The following is a 23,442-nucleotide window of genomic DNA, read 5'->3' on the forward strand; positions in this document are numbered from 1 at the left end:
CTTCCCCCACAAAGCAGATGCTTTCCATATTTTAATAAACACCCTTTTAAATTAAACAGCAAAGAGTTCAAAAAAATAGTCGAAAAATGTCGTATTTTACTCTTTTTTGTCGAATATTGCTTTCTCAATTCTTATCCTTCCCTTTTTTCAACTATATATAGTTAAAAAACTATAATATATACAAAATATATCTTTTAAATTATTTACGCTTAATTTAACCAATGGGTACCTAAATATAACTTCTTACATAAATAATGTAACAAATTGGTATATGATTATTTCAGAAACAGGAGGAACAATCCATGAAACAATCAGAATTATTAAAATCTATTGCTTCTTTAACACCATACCAAAAGAGAAAATTAGAAATCTATGTTATTGATGCTTTGAACCTTAATGAAGAAGACAGGGATTTGAAACCAAAACGCTGTCCATATTGTGGCAAGGAATCCAGAATGATCAAGAAAGGGTTTAAAAACGGGAAACAGCGTTATATGTGTAAAGATTGTAGTCATATCTTTACTTACAATTCACACACGATTACAATGTACTCCAAGATTGAAAGAAGCATGTTAAAAAAAATCGTATTAGATACATTAAGTTTTGTTTTCGTTAAAAAGACAGCAGCAGACTTGGATCTCTCTGTCCCCTGCATATTTGAAAATCGCCATAAAATACTTTGTTCACTGAAAGTATTATTATATAGCGAAAATATGAAATTAAGCGGAACCATAGAGATTGATGAAACTCTTGAGCTTGAAAGCCAAAAAGGGTGCAGGAAGATACAAAGAAAAGCCCGCAAACGAGGCGGGCCATCATCTTATAGAGGATTATTTCATGAACAAGTTTGTATCGTCACCACAACAGATAGAAATGGTCATGAGATATTCAAAGCAGTCGGTTATGGAAAACCAACCAAGAACAGTATACTAGAAAACTTCCTAAAAAATCTAGACCCAAAATCAATTCTATATTCCGATGGAGCATTTTGTTATGATGAACTAGCCAAAAAGGCAAACTGCAGTCTTGTACAATTAAAAATCACATTTGTCATACAACACCGTAGAACATATCAATACAGTGAACAGTATACATTCGCTAATAAAAGGTCAATTGGCTGGATACAGGGGTATCGCAACAAAATACATGAACCGATACATGAGCTTGTTTGTATTTGTTCGTAGATTTCAGGAAATGGATGATAATGAAAAACTGCCTATCATCTTACGAAGATTGAAAGATTTAAAGTTTACCATAACAAGAAAATCTTTAAAAACATATAATTTGCTTTATATTTAAGGATTCATTTGTTATCTAGGTACCTTCTTGTTAAATTAAGCGATTATTTATTTACTGTTTTTCCTTACTTATTTTATATTTCTTTTTCAAATAATATTGACATTTTATAAACTTAAATGATATTATTATTGAGCAGTAAAAATTGGGCTGTTAGCTCAGCTGGGAGAGCACCTGCCTTGCACGCAGGGGGTCAGCGGTTCGATCCCGCTACGGTCCACCATGAAAAACGATTAAGATTCCTCACAGGAATCTTTTTTTGTATAAAAATAAAAACCATGATATTTAACCTAGCACTTTTCTTTTTATCACATAGGATAAAGTGAGGATGATAAAACCTCAGGAAAGGAGATGTTAGTATGACTAACAATTGTGGATGTGAAAACAGAAGAAATCGTTGCTACAGAGGGAATGATCGTGGATTTGATCGTGAAGGGTACTGGAATCAAGATCGCAGATGCGGATGTGGATACTACAACCCTGAAGAAGTAGCACGAGCTGCAGAATTTGTTGCCAGAGCTACCAGAGAATTTGCTGAAGGTGACTTCAGTGAAAGAATGCACGAAAGCAACTGTGCTCGTCAAATGATGCGCTGCATGCGTCGTGGATGTGGATGCGGCTGGGAATAAACTAGCCAAAAGACCATGGGATAATAAATCCTGTGGTCTTTTTTAATGAAAGCAGAAAATCTTAATCATTAAATAATATCCATATACGTACATCTCTACATCATGCAATACTTGATGGTATCTTTCTGCATATAATTTTTACAATTCATTGTTTTCATCTTCGGCTTCTGCTAAAAAATTTCCTGTAATTGTTTATAACCCGCTTGCAGAATTTCTTCATGAATACCCTTTTTTGCTAATAAAAAAGCAGAACAAAAAATTTCTGTTCTACTCATTTAAATATCCCCTTGGGTATCATTTTTCTTCCCTCAAAACAAACAATGCATTGTTAATCACTTCTAAAATTTTATATCTATAATCCCTAAAGCTTAATAATTTGTTTTATCCATTTTTAAGCATATCATTAATATCTTCTTGGACTTTTTTCATAATCTTATTCATTTCCTCAGTACATATATCTTCTAAATGAATACCACATATACATGTAACAACACATTGAAATTTTAATACAGCAGCTTTCACATACATGGCTGCGACATGATCATCTTTATGTCCCACTTGATTCCAAATATTCATTGTTACATGCGTCTCACCACCTTTTAGATATGGCTGTCCAATAACAACACTGCCAATATGCCCATTTTCATTTTGAACATGAATAACCAAATCTTTTCCCATCCATTGCATAGTACGTTTTAAATGAATTTTTCTCATCGTTCATTTCCTTTCTTCTAAAATCATGATAAAATACTCCAATAAAGAATAGGTGATTATCATGACAATTGAACAATTACAATATTTTTACGCTGTTACTATCCATCAAACTTTTTCACAAGCAGCAGCAGAAATGAATATTACACAATCTGCGCTTTCAAAGCAGATTGCTAAACTCGAACAAGAGCTTGGTGTTTTCTTGTTTAATAGAAGCCACAGACAAATCACTCTTACAAATGCAGGTAAACAATTCTTAAAAGATACAGAGATTTTACTAGCTGACTACCAAAAGATGATAGAGAATCAATACACTTTAAAAACAAATCATAAAAATACACTTAAAATAGCTATGCTCCCTATCTTTTCACAATATGACCTAGCACATAAATTAAATGATTTTTCTAAAAAACATCCTTCTATTCACCTTGTGATTGATGAAATTGAAGAACGAGATCTCCAATATAAATTAGATTATCATGATTATGATATCTATATTCTAAGAGGAAACTATCATGCACTTGATTCATTCCAAAATATCCTTTTATATGAAGATGAGTTAGTAGCAGTTATATCTAAACAACATCCTCTTTCTCATCTTAAACAACTTTCCATTCAGCAATTAAAAACCGAAAAATTACTTTTACCTCCAAAATATACAAATATTTCAGATTTAGTTATTGAAGCCTGCCATCAGAATCACTTCAATCCTTATATCCATCGACATGGACGTATCGAAACGATTCTAAGCGCAGCAAGTGAAAATGAAGGAATCGCATTGGTAATGAAGAAATCCCTACATATTTTTCATCTTAATCAAGTGCTAGTTTTACCTTTTCAAGAACATATTCAAGGTAATATTTTTATGTACTATTCTTTAGATTCTCTGCACAAAGACATCATACAAGAATTCATTCAAGCAATACGCCCTGTTCAATAGAAGAAAGCAGTCGAAATGACTGCTCAGGTTGTTGACAAACTATATATTTTGAAAATATATAAAACCAATTTAAAAAAAGTGGTAGAAAGATTCCTTTTACTAGGTGATTTTTGGTAAATGATAGCTTAAAATCACCTGTTTTTTATACAAAAGTGGGGATAAAAAAAGACCGAATGACAAAGTCTGCTCAAAGAGCGACTTTGTCAACGGTCTGAGCAGTCGAAATGACTGCTTTTTATTTCCAGCGTTTAAAATCCTCTAATTCAATACCAAACTGTGATAATATTTTTCCTACAATATGTATTTCTAAATCATCTATTGATTGAGGCAATTGATAATAAGTTAACATCGGTGGCATAATCACAACACCAGACAGCTTTGATAAATAAGATAAATTATCAAGATGAATAGTTGAAAGTGGTGACTCTCTTGCCACAAGAATTAGTTTTCTTTTTTCTTTAATCATGACATCACAAGCTCTTAATAAAAGATTATCAGAATAACCATGGGCAATACCTGCAATTGTTTTCATAGAACATGGAATAACTATCATACCATCATTTTGAAAAGTACCACTTGCAATACTTGCGCCCAAATTATGATTATCATAAACAACATCAGCCATATCACAAATTTCCTTTAAGGAATAAGGTGTTTCTTGATGAAGTGTCATCTCAGCTCCGCGAGTCATAACCAGATGTGTTTCAACATCAGGCTGTTTCTTTAATTCTTTTAACAATCTAACAGCAAGTGGTATACCACTTGCACCGCTTATACCAACAACAAGTTTCTTCATATTAAACCAAAGCCATAATATAAGTGACCCAAAAATAGCTCAATGGCATAACCAAAATCATTGCAGGAATCATATCCGCAATTGGAAAATTTTTCAATTTTACCATTCTAAATCCGGTTGCTAACATTAAGAAACCACCACAGGCTTTAAAATCAGCTATCATATCCGGTGAAGTCATTGGGTAAATAAATCCAGCACATAAAAATAAAATAAAGAAAATAATAAATTGTGGAACTGAAATTACAGAAACAACATAACCTAATTGGCAAGCAAAGATAGCTGCTGTAAAAAAATCTAAAATAGATTTAGAAATAAGGATAGAATTATCACCAGTCATACCCGCAGTTAAAGAGCCATAAATGCCTGTTCCGCTGGCACAGAATAAAACAATGATCGTAACCAATTGATTTAAAAATTCTTCTTCACTCATATTAGAATTATTTTTAAATATTTTTGAAATAGGTTTTTGCATTAATGTAGCACCTTTATGAATCCAATCACCTAAATGTATAGCTAATCCTAAAGCTGTACCAATGATAATCGCAAAAATAACAGCTGGCATATTTTTCATAAGCCCAATTGTACTAATTCCCATACCCATGGAACAAACACCGAAAATCAATGATATTTCTGCTTTAAACTTTGAACTTAACTTATGTCCAGCTAACGCTCCTGCAATACCTCCAAGTAATACAGAAGCCGCATTGATAAGAACTCCTATAGGCATAAATAATCCTCCTTTTATTTAAACATATCTGGTAGCCAATGAGCTGGATCTACATCCATGAATTTAGCTCTTTCAAATCGATTTTTTTGATCAAATGGTATCGTACAATCAAAAATAGCTTTACATGCAACACCACGTGCTCGAATATGTGGTGAATATTCAGGTTGATTAGATGGATCTAATGGGTGACATTGAACTCCTGGGATGGTAATTACATCCAAGTCCGCCTGAAAACGTGTTGTCATTGCCCACATTACATCTTTCATATCAAAAGGATCAACATCTTCATCAACTAGGAAAACATGTTTCAACTCAGCAAAAGCACTGAAAGCTAATAAGGCTGCCTGTCTTTGCCTTCCTTCATCAGATGGAACAGATTTCTTAAACTGCATAACTGCAATATATTTACCGCCTCCACTAGAAGCACAATACACATTTAACAACTTCCCAGGCATTGCTTTATCAACCATTGTTAATATACTTGCCTCAGTTGGAATACCAGCCATAGACACATGCTCTTCACTTGGACCAATACACGTTTGCATGATTGGATTTTTTCTTGTCGTTACAGCTTTAACCTTGATAATTGGAAGCTCAGGATTTGCTGGACCACAATATCCTGGAAACTCCGGCATTGCTTTACCTGTGTTAGAGTGTATATCCTCACGAATACGTTTTCCAGGTAAAATTTCTCCTTCAATAACATATTCAGCATTAGCAATAGCTTTTTCATTGATAGTCAAACATTGAACAAGTTCAACAGGTTTATTTCTGATTGCTCCAGCTGCCTGTAACTCATCATATCCTAATGGTGTTGTAGGTGCTTCAAAACAGGAAGCGATTTCGATAGCTGGATCCACACCGATACTAATTGATATCGGAAGTGGTTCCCCTTTTGCTTCTGCCAATTCTCTAAAATACCCAATATGACGTGCTCCAGGTTGTAAGAAAATAGAGATTTCATCCTTTGATTGAAAACACATACGATGAATCGTCACATCTGATTCTCCTGTTTCTGGATGAGAAGCATAGCACATACCTAACGTAATATATGGTCCTGCATCTTCTAATGTATTTGTAGGAGCAGGCACTAATTTTCTAATGTCGAAGTTCTCATCTGTTGCATAATATTTAACTTCTTGACATTTTGCTTTTTCATTTGGAATAACAACAGGTTTTATAGGATTATTTACAGAATCCTTCAATAAAAAGCCTAATTTTTCTGGTTCACAACCTAATAAATATCCTACTCTTTTACGACTTGCTAATAAACCAATAGCAACTCTTGCTCCAGGATGACCTTTTATATTATTAAAGATCATTGCTGGTCCTTCTTGTGTTGGACGCATAACGGTTCCACCTGCACCAACATGACGATATACTCCTGAAAGTTCCCCCATTGGATCAACTTCCACATTCGTTTCAACCAATTGTCCATCAATAGATTGTAATAACTCTAATGCTGAACGTAAATCAATAACTTCGTTATTTAACATCATTTACTTCCTCCTATTTTTTACCAAAAGATTCTAGCATGCCAAAAACTCTTTAAACAATTCAAATTTAGCAACACTATATTCCAAAATAGAATAGTTTTTATAATCAATCATTTTCTTTCAATTCAAAAAAGATGAAACCATCTGCAAAGATATAAATATTTTAAAATTAAGCGTTATTTTATATGATTTATTTTCAAACATTTGGTTTAATCCACTCTTATTTTTTTCAAAAGTGCTTGAAAAAAGATTAGAATATCCTTATGGTAAAGTTGTTGTTAAAAATCTAAATTTTAAGCAATGAAAAATTGTTATAATCCATGTATAGAAACAATAGTTAAATCACAATTTTCTAGGAGGTGTAAAATGAAAAAGAAGAATGATAAAATTGCAGGAGTGTGTTCTCTAGCAGCAGCTATATGCTTCTTCATTAGTGCAGCTATTATTTTTTTTAACAAAGGGAATATGACAGTTGTTCATTTATGCTTAGGTGCTTGTTTTCTATGTTTCTCATCCATGTATTTTAGTAAAAATAAAACGTAATTAAAATTAGAAGTTGTTAATATATAGTTATTAAGTATGGAGGTAGCAGTAGATGGCAACGGATGAATTTGAAAAAGAAAATGAAAAAATTGCATGGATCATGGCAGGAATCATACTAATCATCACAGTAGTATTGATTGGAACATTGCTGTGGTCAACTCATCAAGATGCACAGAGCGGGAATGCATATGAAATTCGTTTGGAAGATGATTGCATAGGATTTGATGGAATAACTGCAGATTTGGTAAAATTCAAGGATATAAAAGAGATTAAGCTCCTGGAAAAACTGCCACATGGAATGAAATCAGGCGGTGGAATCGGCACTAATGAATTATCTGTTGGAGATTTTAAATTTGATGAAATTGGAAAATGTCGTGCATATCTTTACAATGATAAAAGCCCTTATATTTACTTGAAAACGGATAAAGTATTTCTATTCAATCAGTTTAACCCCAGTGATACTAGAGAACTTTATAATGAAATAAAAAAGCAAATCAGTCATAAACAAAAATAATTAACCGTGTACAATTTCTGCCATATCGTATAAGGTCAAAGTGTATTGTTGTATAATAAATTTTAAGAGGTAAATATACGAATTTAGCAAACCTATTCATCTAAAAAAAGTCTTCATCATAATCGAATACAATACATTCCAGATTAGTAAACAAAGCCATATATAAATAAAAACTGTAAATCCCTATAAAATAAGAACTTACAGCATTCTTTTCATGGCACCCTCTACGAGAATCGAACTCACAACTAACCTTTAAAAGTAAGTCCTGTACCTAACGTTCAAGGGATGTCCAATGACATCTAATACTTTATTTTAATGAGCTTTTCACGGTTTTGTTTTCCATCTGATACCACCCTGTAATAGCTAATTCAGAGGGATTTCAGATAGCCCTTTTAGCAATCGTTTTACACATCTGATAAAAAATGGTGGGCGTTGTCGGTGCAATTTTATGGTACAAAATGATATGTTGTATATCGTTTTGTAAGCCAGTTATATACCGTACATTCCTCAAACGTAATTTTCCATCATTAAACTGATATGTATTATAACGCAATACCCAAAATCTGTAGTGAACATTTTCTTAACTTTTATGTACAGCAGCTCAAAAGCTGCTCGCCGGATTTCGAATAAATTATTTGAGGTAGCAAACTGCGACCTCAAATAATTCGTTATTCTTCCGATTCCAGTTCTAATCTTTGCAAGATGTCCCTTGTAATTCCCACATCATCAATCTTTGTTATACCAAAGCACTTTTTGCCGGCATCCTTCAGTGACGCTCCAATATGGTAAGCTATCCTGCGATCGAGAAGCAGGAATCGATCATGGAACACATCCGTATATTTCACTTCCAACTCAGGATACTGTGCATTAAAGCTGTTCACATCCAACTCACTTAATCTTGTTCGATTGTGGGTATAAATGGTAACTGCCACATTGTCCTTTTTCTTGGAGAGCAAATTAAGTGTTCCCACGTCTACGTATCCATCTATCAGTGTAATCTCATTATCTGCTTTTTGAATTAAACTGACAATCAGGCTGAAAGCATCATAAATCTGTCCGTCAAAGAATACTTTCTGGTTGGCTTCCTGATGATCGGATATGTACTCAAATATTTGTTCAAGCTTTTCGTCCGTCTGCTTCTGGTATTCCAGCTGTTTTAATTCTACGTTACTGATACGCACAAAAAGTAAAGCGTTGTTGGTGATGAAGCGGCGCATTTCTACGAAAGCATCCATTATATTTATACTAACTTGAATTTCCACATCACTTCTTAAAACAGAAGATAACATAGCAATTCCTTGCTCTGTAAATACATAAGGTAGTTTTCTTCGCCCTCCATATCCATTATCCATCTCTTCAATTGAAAGCGAAAACGTTCCGGGAAACGTTTTCTTTGAAATATGAAGAATCAAATCTTATTGAATTAAAAAGAACACTTGATGAAAAAATGAAACCTGAAATTATTGCGTTTTTGAATAGCTATTTAGGTGGAACTATTTATGTTGGTGTTAATGATGATGGCTCAGTCTATGATTTCAGCATGGAAGAAAGAGATAGTAATGAATCTAGAGTTATTAACTGGATAAGAGATGAAGCCATTTATCCAAATTGTTCAGATTTTGTTAAATTAACTCATAACGAAGATGGAGTTTTAGAAATTTGTATTGAATCAGGTAATAGGAAGCCTTATTACCTAAAATCAAAAGGTTTAAAGCCAAGCGGTGTTTATGTTAGATATGGAAGAAATAAAGCACAAGCAACTCAAGAAGAAATAGCTAGAATGATAAGAGAAAGTGAAGAAATCTCTTATGAATCATTAATTTCTAAAAATCAAAAATTAACGTTTCGAGAACTCCGAAGCATTATAAAACAAGGACTTTATAGCATTTTTGTCACTTACTTGCTGCATTTGCAAAAACTACTTAAAACAACTTATTGTAAATTTCATTTAAACTATATTAAGATTTAATGTCAACGATTACCTCTTATTCTTTTATAGATTTCAAATTGTCTATTTATTTCATCTTCCAAGTTTAAGATCATACCTTTTGCCTCTAATATACGTTCTATAGCCTGTTCAGGGCTAAGTGTATGATATGGTAAAAATAATCCTCTCAATTCCTTTGGCTTTATAATTTTATAGACTCGAGTTGATGATAATTCATACGTATATGAAAAATATCTATACAAATATCCTATCCAATACATTTCGTTTTTTGTATATTTTACTGATCCATATTTCGATTCTTTATATTCTTCTTCTACTCGTTTAATTATATCTTTTGGTTGTATATTCATCTGTAAAATGCTTTCATTATCTATCATTTTTGCCACTTTACTATTCATAAATCTTCGCATAAATATTTCAGAGCTCGTTGATGTTAGTTGAATAGAAAGTTCAAAAGCATTTCCTTGTAAATCACACAATAACAAACCATCTTTATCCATTTTTCTCATTATTTTCACCTTATCCATTTAGTATAAAATCTCATCAATATATTTACCTTTTCCTCTATACTGTATTCTTGCTAATTTTACTTTATCCTCTCCAAGTTTAGAATCAGAACTTCTCATTTCTTTATAATAGTTTTTCTCATTATCAGCAAGATATACACGTTCCACAATTTTTAATTGAGAAATAGCCAAATCACTCACAAAAACATACTGTTTTCCCAGATTCGTTGCAGCTAGACAATGTTTACATTGTTCATCTGTTATTTCTCCTTGAATAAAAGAATCAATAATTTTAAACATCCTATTATCTGCGATTGGTGCAATAATATAATCACAGTTTCTTGAATCTTTTATTATTTTTTGAATAATTGCATGATCTTTATATTTATCTAAAGCTCCTCGATAATAGGCTATCGTCATCATCCATTCTTGATTTACTTGATACTCTTTACATTTTAAATTTTGACTATTAAAATCTAAATAATAAACAGATGACCCATTATATCCAGAGACAAAAGATATTGCCTGAGCATATGTTTCTCCAGTATAAAACCCTTGTCCAAAATCATTATTTATTCTTCCAACATGTACATTTAAAGGTCCTTCTATAATCCTTTTAGCTCCGTGAAACAATAATTTATGATTTAAAGGTAATTTTTCTATCCATAACATTTCTTTTAATCTATTTAATTGTATTTTTTTATCAAAAGCAAAATTATATACTAGTTCCATCAATTGATTTGAAGGATTATTTTTATGAAGTTCATTTCTCGAAATAGTTACCTGTTCTACTCCTATTTGTTCAGCTATCTCAAATTGAGTATAGCCTAGTATTTCTCTTATTGCCCTTAGATCATCTGCAAAATTATAATCCATAATATCACCCTAACTTATTTATATCATATTACTTAAATAAGTTCAATAATAACTTTTTTATAACATATTACTTAAATAAGTTTTGTGTATCATTATTGATAAAAAAAGAAGTATCTAAACTTCTCACAACAATTATTACTAACGTTTAAAGAATTAAGGGAAAAATTTGAAGAAAAGAATTTAGACTTTAATAAGTTTAAGATGACCACATCAGGTTTTGTAGATCCTGAAAATCATCTTTATACAAATCTTGCATTTCGGTTTAGTGATCAATATGATATACCTACAAAAATGGCTGTTTATCAAGGTTTAAATCGTTCTGTTTTTCGTTCTAAAAAAGAGTTTCAGGGTTCTATTGTTAAACATATAGAAAGAGTTATGGAATATTATGAGGTTTGTAACGAAGTGCGAGTGATTATTGATGGAAAACCAACGAGAACAGAGATACCATCTTATGATATGTCTTCAGCACGTGAAGCTATATTGAACTGTTATTGTCATCGTGATTTTTCTCGAAAATTAAATATAAAGATTGAATTTTTCGATGATAGATGCGAAATTATTTCACCGAGTGTTTTTTTTTGATGGGTTAACTTTGGAAGATGCCTTAAATGGTTTGCAGAGTTTTATAAATGAAAATCTGGTTAAACTTTTATATAAGTTAGAGTATGTTGAAAACTATGCTTCTGGTCTTACACGTATTTTTCAAAATTCCAAAGAGTTAGGTATAGTTCCAGAAATTTATACATCATTATACATGTTTAAAGTTACTTTACCAAATAAAAATTATGAAGGCTTATATTTAAACCCTGAAAAACATATAGAGGATAATAAGGTAAAATCAAATGGCAGAGTAAATAGCGATATAAATGAAGAACATTTTCAACTTGAAAATCAAAAAGATATCGAAATCTTGGAAATAATTAGAGATAATCCAGGTATTAGACTAAAAGAGATAGCACCAAAGCTAAAAAGTAAATACCCTTCAATAAATTCAAATATCATTTATAAACGTATCAAAATATTAGATTCTTATATAGAGTTTAGAGGAATACCTAAGAAAGGTGGATAACACCTTGTCGAACTCGTTCTATTATCCCTAGTTTTGCATATTTAGATAACAAAGATTTAGATATTCCAATTTCTAACGCTTTAGCAGTAGTTATTGTATTATTATTCTTTCTCATTTCACATACAAGTTTATTGAGCATAGCAATCACCTCTGTTTACTTTTGTATAGATGTTTTATTCAATTTCTATTCAAAAGTTAACTTATGTATTTTAGCTTTATTCATTATCTACAGAACAAACAGAGATACACTTCTAATACAAACCTTACAAAACAAACTATAGAAACACCTTTTTCAAAAATTGTTATCAAGTCCATTCATCTAAAAAATCTTCATCATCGAAAACAATATATTATAAATTACGAAGCAAAGCTATATTTCACAGATAGGATTGTCAGCCAGAACAAACAAAAAAACTGTAAATTCCTATAAATAAGAACTTACAGCGTTATTTATATGGCACCCTCTGCGAGAATCGAACTCACAACTAACCCTTAGGAGGGGCTTGTTATATCCATTTAACTAAGAGGGCAATTGCTTAATTAGTATATCATATTTGCATTAAGAAAAAAAGTTATGGCGCAAAACATTTTCCAGTCAATACCCCACAAAAATATGGAAGTATTTATCGAAATCATGAAAAAACCACTTTATCATAGCAAACAAAGTGGTTTTTTCGTTTTATTCATTTACATGTTCAAATGCCTGTGGAAGAAATGGCTGTGGTTTTTTATTTCTATATTGATATATAAGTATTGTAAGAATACTGCATACTATAAGAATACCTGCAAACACCATACATTCTGTTGAAAGAGAAGCATTTGACATACTGATTACTTTTCTAAAACCATTTACACTATAGGTGAATGGTACAAATGGATGAATCGTATGGAAAAGTGATGTAGATGTTTCTAATGGATACGTTCCAGCTGAACCACCTAAATTAATGATCATGTAAATCAAAAGTACAAATTCTCCAATTTTTCCACATGTAATGCTTAATAAGGTAATAAGTGCCATAAATGCTGCACTTACTAAAACAGCAAACATAAACGTTTCTCCTATATTTTCAGGAGCGAAACCATTGATAAGCATCAAAGATCCAACCATTGCTACTGCAGCTAATGTAGAAATAACAAACCATACAGATGCTTTTCCTAACCAATACGTAAATCCATTTTTCGCATCTTCTACATGTTTCATTAAAGGGAACATCAATACAAATGCCATACATGCAACATATAAAGCAACACTCATCATATAAGGTGCCATCGCATGTCCATTATTTTTCACAACACTAGTTTCCACATGTTTGGTCGTTAATGGAGCTGACATCATTGTAAATGTATCATCACTTGTTTGAATATTACTTTCTTTTGCCCCATCTTGTAAACCTGTATGAAGGGTTGTAGTTCCTTCTTTTGCCTCTTTTAATCCATCCCCTAAAGTCATAGAACCATTGGCAAGCAGAGAAGCACCATCTTGTATCAAGTTTGCTCCTTTTGCTAATTCTTTTGAACCATTCGTTAACGTTTGATTATTCGCTACCAAAGTGGATGTTCCATCAAACAATTGATTCGTTCCCTGGTGAAGCTGTGAAATTCCATCGATTAATACTGGTGTCTTATTAGAAAGACTCTTTGTTCCTGCTGCCAGCTGTTTACTTCCCGCATTCAAACGATCATTGTTTTGTGTTATCTGTGCCAATCCATTATTCACTTGTTCAACACCTGCTATATAACGATTTAGTCCAGTAACAAGACCTAAGTTTTCATCATTTACTTTGCTATCCAGCTGTGTTAACCCATTTTGCAGTGTTAAAACACCTGTACGAAGTCCCTGATCACCAACAGCTGTTTGTAATTGTGCTAAATTTCCATCTAACATTTTTAACATTCCTTCAAAAGAAGGTAAATCACTTTCCACATGAATACCGAATTGTGCCAGTTGTTCTTTTTTTAATCCATTTTCTTTTAATATTTCTGCAAACTTTTTTGTTTCTGCATTACTGTTTAACTCTTCATATAAAGCAAGATAACTATCTAAACTTACTTTACCTTTTGATATTTCTTCTGATAGTAAATTAACCCCTTGTACGATTTGTTCATTTCCAGCCACAAGAGATTTTGTCCCCTCAGATAATGATTTTGTCCCTTCTTTAAGAACTGCATTGTTTTTTACTAATTCCTGCGTACCAGCATAAGCCTGTGATACACCTTCTGTATATTGACTTACCCCATTCGCTAATTCACTAGAGCCTTCATCCAATTGTTGAATTCCTTGTGATAATTGTGGAGTAGCTTCCTTTAAAGTAGTTACCCCATCTTTTAATGTTGTAATACCATCATGCACACTTAATACACCATCAGTATAGTCTTTTAAACCTACTTCTAATGTGTTTGCTCCATCTTTAAAAGTAAGTGAACTAGATGCTAGTACATTTAAGTTATCAGAAATCTCTTTGTTTCCATCACTTAACTGATTTACTCCATCCAGTAACTTATGACTGCCATCTGCTGCCTCTTTTAATCCATTAGAAACAGTTCCTATCTGCTCAAAAATCGTCTTTGCATACGTTTTTGTTACCTGAGAAGATACTTCTTCTTTGATTTGAGAAATCGCAGAATCATCCATCTTGGATGCAATATAGTTTGTTCCTGGATTTGTTGTATATTGTAAAACCATATTCTTAGGTTTTTTATCTAATAAAGTAGTCGCATTGGAAGAAAAATCCTTTGGAATCGTAATGATCATATAATACTTTCCATCTTCCAATCCTTTTTCAGCTTCTTCTTCATCAACGCATTGAAACTTCATTGCATCGCTGTCTTCTAAATTTTTAACCAAATCATTTCCTACATCCAGCATCTCATTTTCGTAAAAAACTTTTTGATCATGATTTACAACTGCAACTGGAATATCTTTTGTATTTCCATAAGGATCCCACATAGAACCAAGAAAAATACAAACATATGCACATGGTATGATAAGAATCGCAATCATAACGATTTTTAACCATTTGCTGTGCAATAACTCCTTCCATTCTTTTTTAATCATAAATAACCTTCTTCCTATTTTATAGATATTAAATATCTATAGATATTAAATATCTACGAATAATTATAGTAATATTTGTATGATTGTCAACAATTTTAAACACAAATAGTTCATTATTTGTTAAAATAAAGTTAAAGGGGTAATACGTATGAAAATTAGACATAGTTTTGAACAAGCTATCTGTATATTATTATTAATAGCATCCAGTGATGGTCCTTTAAAAAGCCACCAGTTAAGTGAAATCTTAAAAGTTTCTGATTCTTATTTAAAAAAAATAACCAGACAACTTGTTGTATCTGGCTTAATTACTTCAAAAGCTAGTAAACGTGGAGGATTTGTATTAAACAGAGAAACAAAGGATATTTCCTTTTTAGATATTTTTGATGCCATCGAAGGAAAAGAAAACTTTATTGAAACAACACATTTAATGGATAAAGTATTTGATTCTTCTATAAAAGTCGCAGAAACAGAAAATGTCTTTATGGAATATTTGAATAACGCAGAAGAACAATATCGTTCAAAACTAAAAGAGATTACATTAGAGCGCATTATTAAAGTAGCACATAAAGTAGAAAAAGAAACAGTTCATGTTGATAGCGTTTTAAAATAAAACACATATTAAAGAAGAGGAAAATCCCTCTTTTTTAATATGCGTTTTCTACAACAATGTTTCCAGCATTACCGCAATGCCATCTTCCTCATTTGATAACGTTATTTTATCCGCAATTTTCTTTAAGGAATCCTGTGCATTGTCCATAGCTACTCCAATACCCGCATAGGAAAGCATAGTCGCATCATTATCCCCATCACCAAAGGCAACCATTTCTTCCTGTTGAAATCCCATAGGTTTTAAAACAGAATCCAATGCTTTGGCTTTATCGATTCCCTTTGCAGTAAACTCAAAATAAAATGGCGCAGTAAACATACAGTTTAAACGTTCTTTAAATGGTTCCATCATATCCTGATAATGTTCATTTAAATACTCTGGATCTCCTGCTGTTAAGATTTTATTTAGAGGAAAATCTACAAAAGAAGATAAATCTTCTATTTCACAAAGTTTAAAATTTCCACCACGTGCTTCATATTGAATAATATCAATCTTTTCATTTTGATAAGTAATCATACCTTTATATACGTCATTTACAAACAAATAGTTTCCTTTATCAATCATAGGATATACCTTAAAGTTTTTCATATGTTCTAAAACTTCCCTAGCATCTTCGATTCGCATTGTCTGATTAAATAAAACTTCCTTTGTTTGACAATCAACAACTTTGGAACCATTAAAAGAAACCAATAGTCCATGATGTTTTTCCATTTCCAGCTCTTTCGCCAATCCTATTAAACCACTAACTGGTCTTCCTGAAGCCAGTACCAGTTTGATTCCCTTGTTTTGTGCTGCAATCAGCATTTCTTTTGTTTTTGGTGTGATTTGCTTTTTACTATTGGTTAAGGTACCATCTACATCCATAATAATTACTTTTATCGCCATATTTTTCTCCTATACTACTATTTTTATACTATAACATAATTTTGATTAAAAAAAACGTGATAATCGCTACAATTACCACGGTATTTTATGATATTACTTTAAATCTTCCCCATTGCTGGCAATGACCTTTTTATACCAGTAGAAAGAATCTTTACGAATACGATTTCCGTTTCCTGTTCCATCATCCTGATAATCTACATAAACAAAACCATAACGTTTATGCATTTCTCCAGTTGATGCAGATACTAAATCAATACATCCCCATGGTGTAAATCCCCATAACTCAACACCATCCAAGCTAACCGCATCATGCATTGCCTGAATATGATCACGTAAATAATCAATACGATAAGAATCATGAATTTCTCCATTAGCTTCCAGGACATCCTGTGCTCCTAAACCATTTTCTACTACCATCAAAGGCTTTTGATAACGATCATACATGTAATTTAAAGACAATCGTAATCCAATTGGATCAATCTGCCATCCCCAATCACTTGCCTTCAGATATGGATTTTTGACCCCAAACATCATATTTCCACCTTGATCTGCCAGTACTTTTGGATCAGTTGAAGTACAATTAGACATATAATATGAGAAACTTATAAAATCAACCGTTCCATTTTTCAACAATTCTTTTTCTTCTTTTGTCAAAGAAAATTGAATACCCTTTTGTTCATATTCTTTTAATTTATAAGATGGATAATATCCTCTAGCCTGCACATCACAATAGAAATAACTTCCCTTAAATTTTTCCCAAGTTTGAAATACATCTTTTGGATTACATGTATATGGATAAATCATTCCATAACCAATCATATTTCCTACTTTATTATTTTCATCAATTTCATGTAAAATCTGTACAGCTTTCGCACTTGCCAATAACTGATGTTTTCCTGCATCTGCAATCTTTTGAGGATCACGACTTGCTACACCAGCAGCCATCCAACCACCAAACTCTAAACAGTTAATTTCGTTAAAAGTCAACCAATATTCTACTTTTCCTTTATAACGGTTTCCAACTGTTTCTACATAACGCGCAAAGCAATCAATCGTTCTGGCATCTGCCCAAGAACCCCATTTATTTGTTAATCCTACCGGTGTTTCATAATGTGATAAAGTTACCAGTGGTTTGATTCCATATTTTAAACATTCATCAAAAACATCATCATAAAATTTTAATCCCTCTTCATTTGGTTCTTCTTCATAACCTAAAGGATAAATTCTTGTCCAGTTAATAGACATACGAAATGTCTTAAATCCCATTTCTGCCATCAAAGCAATATCTTCTTTATAGTGATGATAGAAATCACTTGCCTCATGACTTGGATAATCATACCCTTCAAAGCAACCAAATTGTGCCCCTTCTGGTGCATCTAAGCCAAACATGACATCCGCTTTGATTTCTCCTTCTTTGGTCATATACGTTACTTTTCTTGGTTCACTTCTGGAACCACGTGTACAGCAATCTGCACTGCTTACTCCTTTATTTCCAATATTCCATGCTCCTTCATACTGGTTGGCAGCTGTCGCCCCTCCCCATAAAAATCCTTCTTTAAATGCCATACTAACTTCCTCCTATTTTTCAACAACTTTAAAATCAAACACTCTTTCGTGTAGTATTTCTTTTGTCTTTCCCTTAAATTCAATACGTCCTTTTTCCTGTATTACAGATGAATTATCACCTACAAAAATTTCTTGTGGACGATTTTCTATTACAAACTGCTCTAATGCATTGTAGTATCCAAACTGATGTGTATCAAATTCAAATTCAATTGTTTTTGTTTCTTTAGGATTTAAATATACATTTTTAAATCCTCTAAGTTCTTTAATTGGACGATTTATTGTTGGAGCCATAGAATGTGTATAAACCTGTACAACATCACTACCAGCAATCGTACCAGTGTTCGTAATATCTATACTTACTTTAAAACTATCACCAATTTCTACCTCTTTTTCATGTTTTAAATTACTGATTTTAAATGTAGTATAGCTTAAGCCATATCCAAATGGATATAATGGCTGCATAACACTAGCATCTGGTTCTTGATGAATGTTCATGTACCCACTTCCTGTTTTATGACCATAATAAATTGGACATTGCGCACTCATTCTAGGGAATGTAACAGGAAGATGTCCTTGTGGATTAAATGCACCTGATAGAACTTTCGCAACTGGTTTTCCACCAGATGGTCCAGGATACCAAGCTTCTACGATGGCATTGACTAGTGGCTCTGTTTCACCAAGTGCTAAAGGACGTCCATTAAATAAAACCAATACAGATGGTTTATGAATGGAATGAATGGCTTCAACAAGTTCTTGTTGATGGAATGGTAAAGATAAATCTGGATTATTTACACCTTCTCCACTTGTTGCATCCTTTCCTTGCCCTGTAACCTCACCTAAAGCAAGAATAACTGCATCGGCATCTTTGGCAACCTCTAAAGCTTTTTCAATACATGCTTTATAATTCTCAGTATTTAAACTTTCTCCATAACTAACGAATGTAATATCTTTACATTCCTGCTGCAAAGCTTCTGTTAATGACTGCGTACCTAATTCTTCTTTTAAATAGTTATCAAAATTTTCCGCAAAAGATTTGGATGGATCTTTATACATTTTTTGCTTCATACTTTCAATATCAAACATTTTTTCCGCAATTTCTTGAAATCCTTCCATTTTTACCGCAACAGATGGATCTACACACATTTCCAAAAAAGAACCCATCATAGCTGGATATGCATAACCTCCAAAAAAGGAAGAAAGTTTATTTGCAAATGGTCCAATAACTGCAATTTTCTTATACGTATTTTTTAATGGCAAGATACCATCATTTTTTAACAATGTAATTGCTTTTTGTGCAATTTCTTCACTTAATTTATCTGCTTTAGGATCATCATATACTTCCTGTGCTTTTTGAGGATCAACATAAGGATTATCCAAAAGTCCCATTTCCTCTCTAAATTGCAGAGTTCTTAAAACAGCGGCATCTAAATCTTCTTCATTGATACATCCTTTTTTTACACCTTCACTAATATGGTTATACACTGTTGTAAACATTGTATCTGCATCAATACCTGCTTTTAATGCAGCAGCTGCCAATTCTTCTCTAGAAGCAAACATTCCCTGTGTTTCAAAGACACGAGGGATAGACATTCCATCACATACTGCAATTCCATTAAAACCTAAATCTTCTCTTAATACCTTTTGTGTATATTCCTCATTTACTGACATTGGTCTGCCATCAATTTCACTGTAAGTAACCATTATACTTTGCATGTCATTTTCTTTAATAGCCGCAGCGAATGGGGTGGCATATACTTCAAATAATTCTTTCTTTCCTATATTGATCGTAGCACAGTTAATTCCACCTTCGGATGCTCCATATCCAACCCAATGTTTTGCTAAAGCTGCACATCTTGAAGTATAATCTTCTCCTTGTATTCCTCTTACTTCTTCACTTGTAAAACGTGCACAAACAAGTGGATCTTCCCCAAAAGTTTCATCAACTCTACCCCATCTGGCATCACGACTTACATCCGCAACTGGTGACATCATCGCATGAACACCAATAGCCTTTCCTTCATCCGCAATGACTTTTCCCATTTCATAGGATAATTTTGGTTCAAAACTGCTTGCTAATGCAATAGGAACTGGAAATATCGTTCCTTGTGCCGCAACCGTTCCAGAAGAACTTTCATTTTGAATAATCGCAGGTAACCCTGTTTTTTCTATCATATATTTTTGTATCGCATTATAACCAGTTGCTGCCTGTACAGGTCCTTGTGTAAAACCAGATGCAAATTGTGTCATACGTCCAACACCAAAAGGCATTTCTTTTAATGCTCTCTCCTCTTTAAATTCCCCTTTTTCTAAAACTAAAGATGGTATTACACAAGATAATTGTGCTGCTTTTTGTTCTATGCTCATATTTGCTAAAATATCTTTAACTCTTTGACTTGGTTCTTTCATAAGACACCTCCTATATTAATCTAAATCCTCTCCATTTGAGGAAATGACTTTCTTATACCAGTAAAAACTATCTTTTCGATATCGTTTCATTTCGGCTGTTTTTGCTTTTTCATCATCTTCATCACGATCGACATAAATAAATCCATAACGCTTTGTAATTCCTTCACGTGTGGAAACTAAGTCAACAGCACTCCATGGACAATACCCAAAAATATCTGCTCCTTCTTCAATACCTAGCTTCATCTGTTTTATCGTTTCTTTTAAATGTTCAATACGATAAGAATCATGAATAGTACCATCATCTTCCAAAGTATCCGCTCTACCATAACCATTTTCTGTAATAATAAGTGGTAAATGATAACGATCACTTAAACGTCTTGCAGTTACACGAATACAGTATGGATCAAAAGAATGTCCATCTTCTCCTTTTGGAAACTTATCATTTTCTACACTTTTACCAACACCAGGTTTATCCATCAATGCTTTTAAATAACTTAAGTCACGATTATCTGCACCCTCAAAAATGCCATAATCCATCTCATAAAAATCTAAAACTTCTACTGTATCATTTCCATAACAGTTAAATCCTATAAAATCAGGATGACAACTACGTAAAAGTTCCATATCCCCATCTTCAATTTCTAATTTGATATGATGATTTTCAAAATAGGTATTGACACTTTTTGGATAAGTACCAAACACTAATGGATCCAAATAAAAATTATTTCTTAAATCATCCATGTTATAAGCAGCTATCTGATCTTTCGGATCACAAGTTTTTGGATAAGCTGTTGTAATATTAGGAGCTGGTCCAATTTTCGCATGTGGACACATTTCATGACATAAATGAATAGCTTTTGCCTGTACAACGATTTGAATATGTGCCTGATTATACAAATCATTCAAATCGTTCCTTTTAAATGTTCCCCCCATCATATCTACTGCACCAAAGAAAATCAGCATATTTTGTTCATTATAAGTTAACCAGTAGTTAACATCATCTTTGAAGTTTTCAAACAATACTTTGCAATAGTTGACGTAAGCATCCATCATACGTCGATCTCTCCAGCTTCCATATTTTTCTTCTAATGCCAAAGGCAAATCAAAGTGGAAAATTATAACAACAGGTTCAATACCATATTTGTGACATTCTTTAAATACATCTTTGTAAAAGGCAATACCTTCTTTATTAATTTCTCCTTCTCCTTTTGGTAAAATACGTGACCAGGAAATAGACATACGATATGCTTTAAATCCCATTTCTGCCATTAACGCAATATCTTCTTTGTAATGATGATAAAAATCAGAAGCATAGTGGAAAGAACAAGTTCCTTTATTCAAAGGTTTTACATCCCAAATGGATAATCCTCTTCCTCCTTCATCATATCCTCCTTCTATTTGTGCACTACTAGAACTTGCACCCCATAAAAAATTTTCTGGAAATTTTGCCATTGATATTCTCCTTTACAATCCTTGCTCTGTAAGCTCTCTTGCAACGTCGTCTTTGATCGTTACACCTTCTTTTTCTAACTCTTCAATCTTTTTCTTAAATCGTGGTAAATATTTCTTGTGTGCAATCAACAATTCATCTAAAACTCGTTTCGCTGTTTCTCCTGATGGAATTTGTGGATTCAAAAAGAACGCCTGTAGTGCCATACCATAATCCCCTGTTACAGCAGCTTCTTCTACGCATAATTCCATATTTTTCATACATTGCAGCCATCCTCTTTCAGCTGGATGTAAAGGTCCAAAAGCAATTGCTTTGGCTCCTGTAGCCCCAACAAAAGAAGAAACTTCAACTGCACAATCACTTGGTAAATCAGGAATTGCACCATTATTTCTTGTTGTTACAACAATATGACGATTCGCATTGGAATAAATAGAAGCTATTGTTTCACAAGCTGCATCTGAATAATGTGCACCACCACGTTTTGCCAACTGTTCTGGTTTATGATCTAAAGCAGGATCTTTATATAATTCAAACAATTCTTCTTCTGTTTTCTTTACCTGCTGTCCTCTTGTACCAACTCCATGATATTCCTCTAAACCATGCTTTAACATTTCTTCTTGTCGATAGTAATAATTGTGATATCCACAAGCCAGCATCTTCATCGCATCATATTGTTCTTTAAACAAAGGAAGTTTATGAATGTTTTCAGGTACTCCTGTATCTTTTCCACTATATATCGCATCAATTATATCCTGAGTTACCTCTTTTCCACATTCATCGTATACTTTATGCCAATGGAAATGATTTAAACCGGCAAATCGATAAGTTAACTGATCTAATGTTTTTCCAATAGTAGCTGGTTCTGCCATCATAGAAGCTATTGGAACATTGCATAAACCAATTACTTTGTCCCATTTTCCATAACGCATGACAGATTCACTTACCATACCACTTGGGTTTGTAAAGTTGATAAGCCATGCATTTGGACATAATTCCTTCATATCTTCTACTATAGATAAGATAACAGGAATCGTTCGAAAAGCTTTAAAAATCCCTCCAGCCCCATTCGTTTCCTGTCCTAACAAACCATAAGAGAATGGAATACGTTCATCTTTAATTCTGGCATTTAATAAACCTACACGAAATTGAGTTGTGACAAAATCAGCATCTTTTAATGCTTCTCTTCGATTTAGTGTTAAATACACTTTTACATCATAAGGAGAAGCATCCCACATACGCTGTGCCATCTTTCCTACAATTTCTAGTTTTTCTTTTCCATCTTCAATATCTACTAACCATATTTCTTTAATCGGAAGTTCTTCATAACGTTTAATAAAACCTTCCATTAATTCTGGAGTATAACTGCTACCTCCTCCAATTGTAACAATTTTTATTGGTTTCTTTTCGGACATAAAATTT

At 32.8% G+C, this 23,442-nt stretch carries 22 protein-coding genes and 2 tRNA genes; 10 read left to right on the top strand and 14 right to left on the bottom strand.

The window, feature by feature from the left end; genetic code table 11:
• Positions 1-302: 302 nt before the first annotated feature.
• From A9CBEGH2_RS07920 to A9CBEGH2_RS07930, 3 genes are all read left to right on the top strand, one after another.
• On the top strand, positions 303-1,184 hold the full coding sequence (locus tag A9CBEGH2_RS07920) for an IS1/IS1595 family N-terminal zinc-binding domain-containing protein (RefSeq protein WP_118276554.1): 882 nt from the start codon (positions 303-305) through the stop codon (positions 1,182-1,184).
• A 259-nt stretch (positions 1,185-1,443) separates the two neighbouring features.
• Positions 1,444-1,519: transfer RNA gene (locus tag A9CBEGH2_RS07925), tRNA-Ala, on the top strand.
• Between the two features lie 136 nt (positions 1,520-1,655).
• Positions 1,656-1,925, top strand: a complete 270-nt coding sequence (locus tag A9CBEGH2_RS07930) for a hypothetical protein (protein ID WP_115716654.1) — start codon at positions 1,656-1,658, stop codon at positions 1,923-1,925.
• 381 nt (positions 1,926-2,306) lie between these two features.
• Here A9CBEGH2_RS07930 and lpdD read toward each other — a convergent pair whose 3' ends face one another.
• The gene (gene lpdD, locus A9CBEGH2_RS07935) at positions 2,307-2,639 is read right to left on the bottom strand and encodes a prenylated flavin chaperone LpdD (RefSeq protein WP_118276555.1); all 333 of its coding nucleotides are present in this window, start codon (positions 2,637-2,639) and stop codon (positions 2,307-2,309) included.
• Positions 2,640-2,700: 61 nt separating this feature from the next.
• On the opposite strand from lpdD, the gene A9CBEGH2_RS07940 reads away from it, so the two are divergent.
• Positions 2,701-3,576, top strand: a complete 876-nt coding sequence (locus tag A9CBEGH2_RS07940; RefSeq protein WP_118276556.1) for a LysR family transcriptional regulator — start codon at positions 2,701-2,703, stop codon at positions 3,574-3,576.
• A 235-nt stretch (positions 3,577-3,811) separates the two neighbouring features.
• On the opposite strand, the gene A9CBEGH2_RS07945 is transcribed toward A9CBEGH2_RS07940, so the two are convergent.
• Genes A9CBEGH2_RS07945 through A9CBEGH2_RS07955 form a run of 3 tightly spaced genes read right to left on the bottom strand, consistent with a single transcriptional unit; the run spans position 3,812 to position 6,598 of the window.
• Positions 3,812-4,372 carry a UbiX family flavin prenyltransferase gene (locus A9CBEGH2_RS07945; RefSeq protein ID WP_118276557.1) on the bottom strand — a complete coding sequence of 187 codons (561 nt, stop codon included), beginning with the start codon at positions 4,370-4,372 and terminating at the stop codon, positions 3,812-3,814.
• A gap of 1 nt (position 4,373) precedes the next feature.
• Complete coding sequence (locus tag A9CBEGH2_RS07950) at positions 4,374-5,099, bottom strand: DUF554 domain-containing protein (protein WP_118276558.1); 726 nt, start codon at positions 5,097-5,099, stop codon at positions 4,374-4,376.
• 14 nt (positions 5,100-5,113) lie between these two features.
• A complete protein-coding gene (locus A9CBEGH2_RS07955) occupies positions 5,114-6,598 on the bottom strand; it encodes a UbiD family decarboxylase (protein WP_198668179.1) in 1,485 nt (494 codons plus the stop codon).
• A gap of 363 nt (positions 6,599-6,961) precedes the next feature.
• Between A9CBEGH2_RS07955 and A9CBEGH2_RS07960 the strand changes: the two genes are divergently transcribed.
• Positions 6,962-7,138 (top strand): hypothetical protein, encoded by a 177-nt coding sequence (locus A9CBEGH2_RS07960; protein WP_158572198.1) that lies wholly within the window; start codon positions 6,962-6,964, stop codon positions 7,136-7,138.
• A 52-nt stretch (positions 7,139-7,190) separates the two neighbouring features.
• Positions 7,191-7,652: a PH domain-containing protein gene (locus tag A9CBEGH2_RS07965; protein ID WP_118276559.1), complete on the top strand. Its 462-nt coding sequence runs from the start codon at positions 7,191-7,193 to the stop codon at positions 7,650-7,652.
• A gap of 668 nt (positions 7,653-8,320) precedes the next feature.
• On the opposite strand, the gene A9CBEGH2_RS07970 is transcribed toward A9CBEGH2_RS07965, so the two are convergent.
• The gene (locus A9CBEGH2_RS07970; RefSeq protein WP_232057263.1) at positions 8,321-9,004 is read right to left on the bottom strand and encodes an ORF6N domain-containing protein; all 684 of its coding nucleotides are present in this window, start codon (positions 9,002-9,004) and stop codon (positions 8,321-8,323) included.
• 41 nt (positions 9,005-9,045) lie between these two features.
• Between A9CBEGH2_RS07970 and A9CBEGH2_RS07975 the strand changes: the two genes are divergently transcribed.
• Positions 9,046-9,621 carry an AlbA family DNA-binding domain-containing protein gene (locus A9CBEGH2_RS07975; protein ID WP_115716647.1) on the top strand — a complete coding sequence of 192 codons (576 nt, stop codon included), beginning with the start codon at positions 9,046-9,048 and terminating at the stop codon, positions 9,619-9,621.
• 2 nt (positions 9,622-9,623) lie between these two features.
• Here A9CBEGH2_RS07975 and A9CBEGH2_RS07980 read toward each other — a convergent pair whose 3' ends face one another.
• Positions 9,624-10,109 carry an antitoxin gene (locus A9CBEGH2_RS07980; RefSeq protein ID WP_232057264.1) on the bottom strand — a complete coding sequence of 162 codons (486 nt, stop codon included), beginning with the start codon at positions 10,107-10,109 and terminating at the stop codon, positions 9,624-9,626.
• A gap of 18 nt (positions 10,110-10,127) precedes the next feature.
• Positions 10,128-10,982 carry a DUF3990 domain-containing protein gene (locus A9CBEGH2_RS07985; RefSeq protein ID WP_118276560.1) on the bottom strand — a complete coding sequence of 285 codons (855 nt, stop codon included), beginning with the start codon at positions 10,980-10,982 and terminating at the stop codon, positions 10,128-10,130.
• A 201-nt stretch (positions 10,983-11,183) separates the two neighbouring features.
• Here A9CBEGH2_RS07985 and A9CBEGH2_RS07990 point away from each other — a divergent pair, with 201 nt between their 5' ends.
• Both A9CBEGH2_RS07990 and A9CBEGH2_RS07995 read left to right on the top strand, forming a co-directional pair.
• A complete protein-coding gene (locus A9CBEGH2_RS07990) occupies positions 11,184-11,567 on the top strand; it encodes a hypothetical protein (RefSeq protein WP_115716645.1) in 384 nt (127 codons plus the stop codon).
• The gene (locus tag A9CBEGH2_RS07995) at positions 11,527-12,054 is read left to right on the top strand and encodes an ATP-binding protein (RefSeq protein ID WP_115716644.1); all 528 of its coding nucleotides are present in this window, start codon (positions 11,527-11,529) and stop codon (positions 12,052-12,054) included. The genes A9CBEGH2_RS07990 and A9CBEGH2_RS07995 overlap by 41 nt, the downstream gene beginning before the upstream one ends.
• Before the next feature lie 455 nt (positions 12,055-12,509).
• On the opposite strand, the gene A9CBEGH2_RS08005 is transcribed toward A9CBEGH2_RS07995, so the two are convergent.
• Positions 12,510-12,584, bottom strand: a tRNA-Arg gene (locus tag A9CBEGH2_RS08005).
• A gap of 149 nt (positions 12,585-12,733) precedes the next feature.
• On the bottom strand, positions 12,734-15,109 hold the full coding sequence (locus tag A9CBEGH2_RS08010) for a YhgE/Pip domain-containing protein (RefSeq protein WP_115716642.1): 2,376 nt from the start codon (positions 15,107-15,109) through the stop codon (positions 12,734-12,736).
• A gap of 148 nt (positions 15,110-15,257) precedes the next feature.
• Between A9CBEGH2_RS08010 and A9CBEGH2_RS08015 the strand changes: the two genes are divergently transcribed.
• Positions 15,258-15,719, top strand: a complete 462-nt coding sequence (locus tag A9CBEGH2_RS08015; RefSeq protein ID WP_115716641.1) for an Rrf2 family transcriptional regulator — start codon at positions 15,258-15,260, stop codon at positions 15,717-15,719.
• 48 nt (positions 15,720-15,767) lie between these two features.
• Here the strand turns inward: A9CBEGH2_RS08015 and A9CBEGH2_RS08020 are convergent, their stop codons facing one another.
• The 5 genes from A9CBEGH2_RS08020 to A9CBEGH2_RS08040 all read right to left on the bottom strand — a co-directional run bounded on the left by A9CBEGH2_RS08020 (position 15,768) and on the right by A9CBEGH2_RS08040 (position 23,435).
• A complete protein-coding gene (locus A9CBEGH2_RS08020) occupies positions 15,768-16,601 on the bottom strand; it encodes a Cof-type HAD-IIB family hydrolase (protein WP_115716640.1) in 834 nt (277 codons plus the stop codon).
• A 93-nt stretch (positions 16,602-16,694) separates the two neighbouring features.
• Positions 16,695-18,167 (bottom strand): glycoside hydrolase family 1 protein, encoded by a 1,473-nt coding sequence (locus tag A9CBEGH2_RS08025; RefSeq protein ID WP_115716639.1) that lies wholly within the window; start codon positions 18,165-18,167, stop codon positions 16,695-16,697.
• 12 nt (positions 18,168-18,179) lie between these two features.
• Positions 18,180-20,573: a glycoside hydrolase family 3 N-terminal domain-containing protein gene (locus A9CBEGH2_RS08030; RefSeq protein WP_115716638.1), complete on the bottom strand. Its 2,394-nt coding sequence runs from the start codon at positions 20,571-20,573 to the stop codon at positions 18,180-18,182.
• A 15-nt stretch (positions 20,574-20,588) separates the two neighbouring features.
• Entirely contained in the window at positions 20,589-22,025 is a 1,437-nt protein-coding gene (locus A9CBEGH2_RS08035; RefSeq protein WP_163104551.1) for a glycoside hydrolase family 1 protein, read from the bottom strand.
• A gap of 12 nt (positions 22,026-22,037) precedes the next feature.
• Positions 22,038-23,435: a 6-phospho-beta-glucosidase gene (locus A9CBEGH2_RS08040; protein WP_163104553.1), complete on the bottom strand. Its 1,398-nt coding sequence runs from the start codon at positions 23,433-23,435 to the stop codon at positions 22,038-22,040.
• Positions 23,436-23,442: the final 7 nt, after the last annotated feature.

It is taken from the genome of Amedibacterium intestinale (assembly GCF_010537335.1).
Taxonomy (GTDB): Bacteria; Bacillota_I; Bacilli_A; order Erysipelotrichales; family Erysipelotrichaceae; genus Amedibacterium; species Amedibacterium intestinale.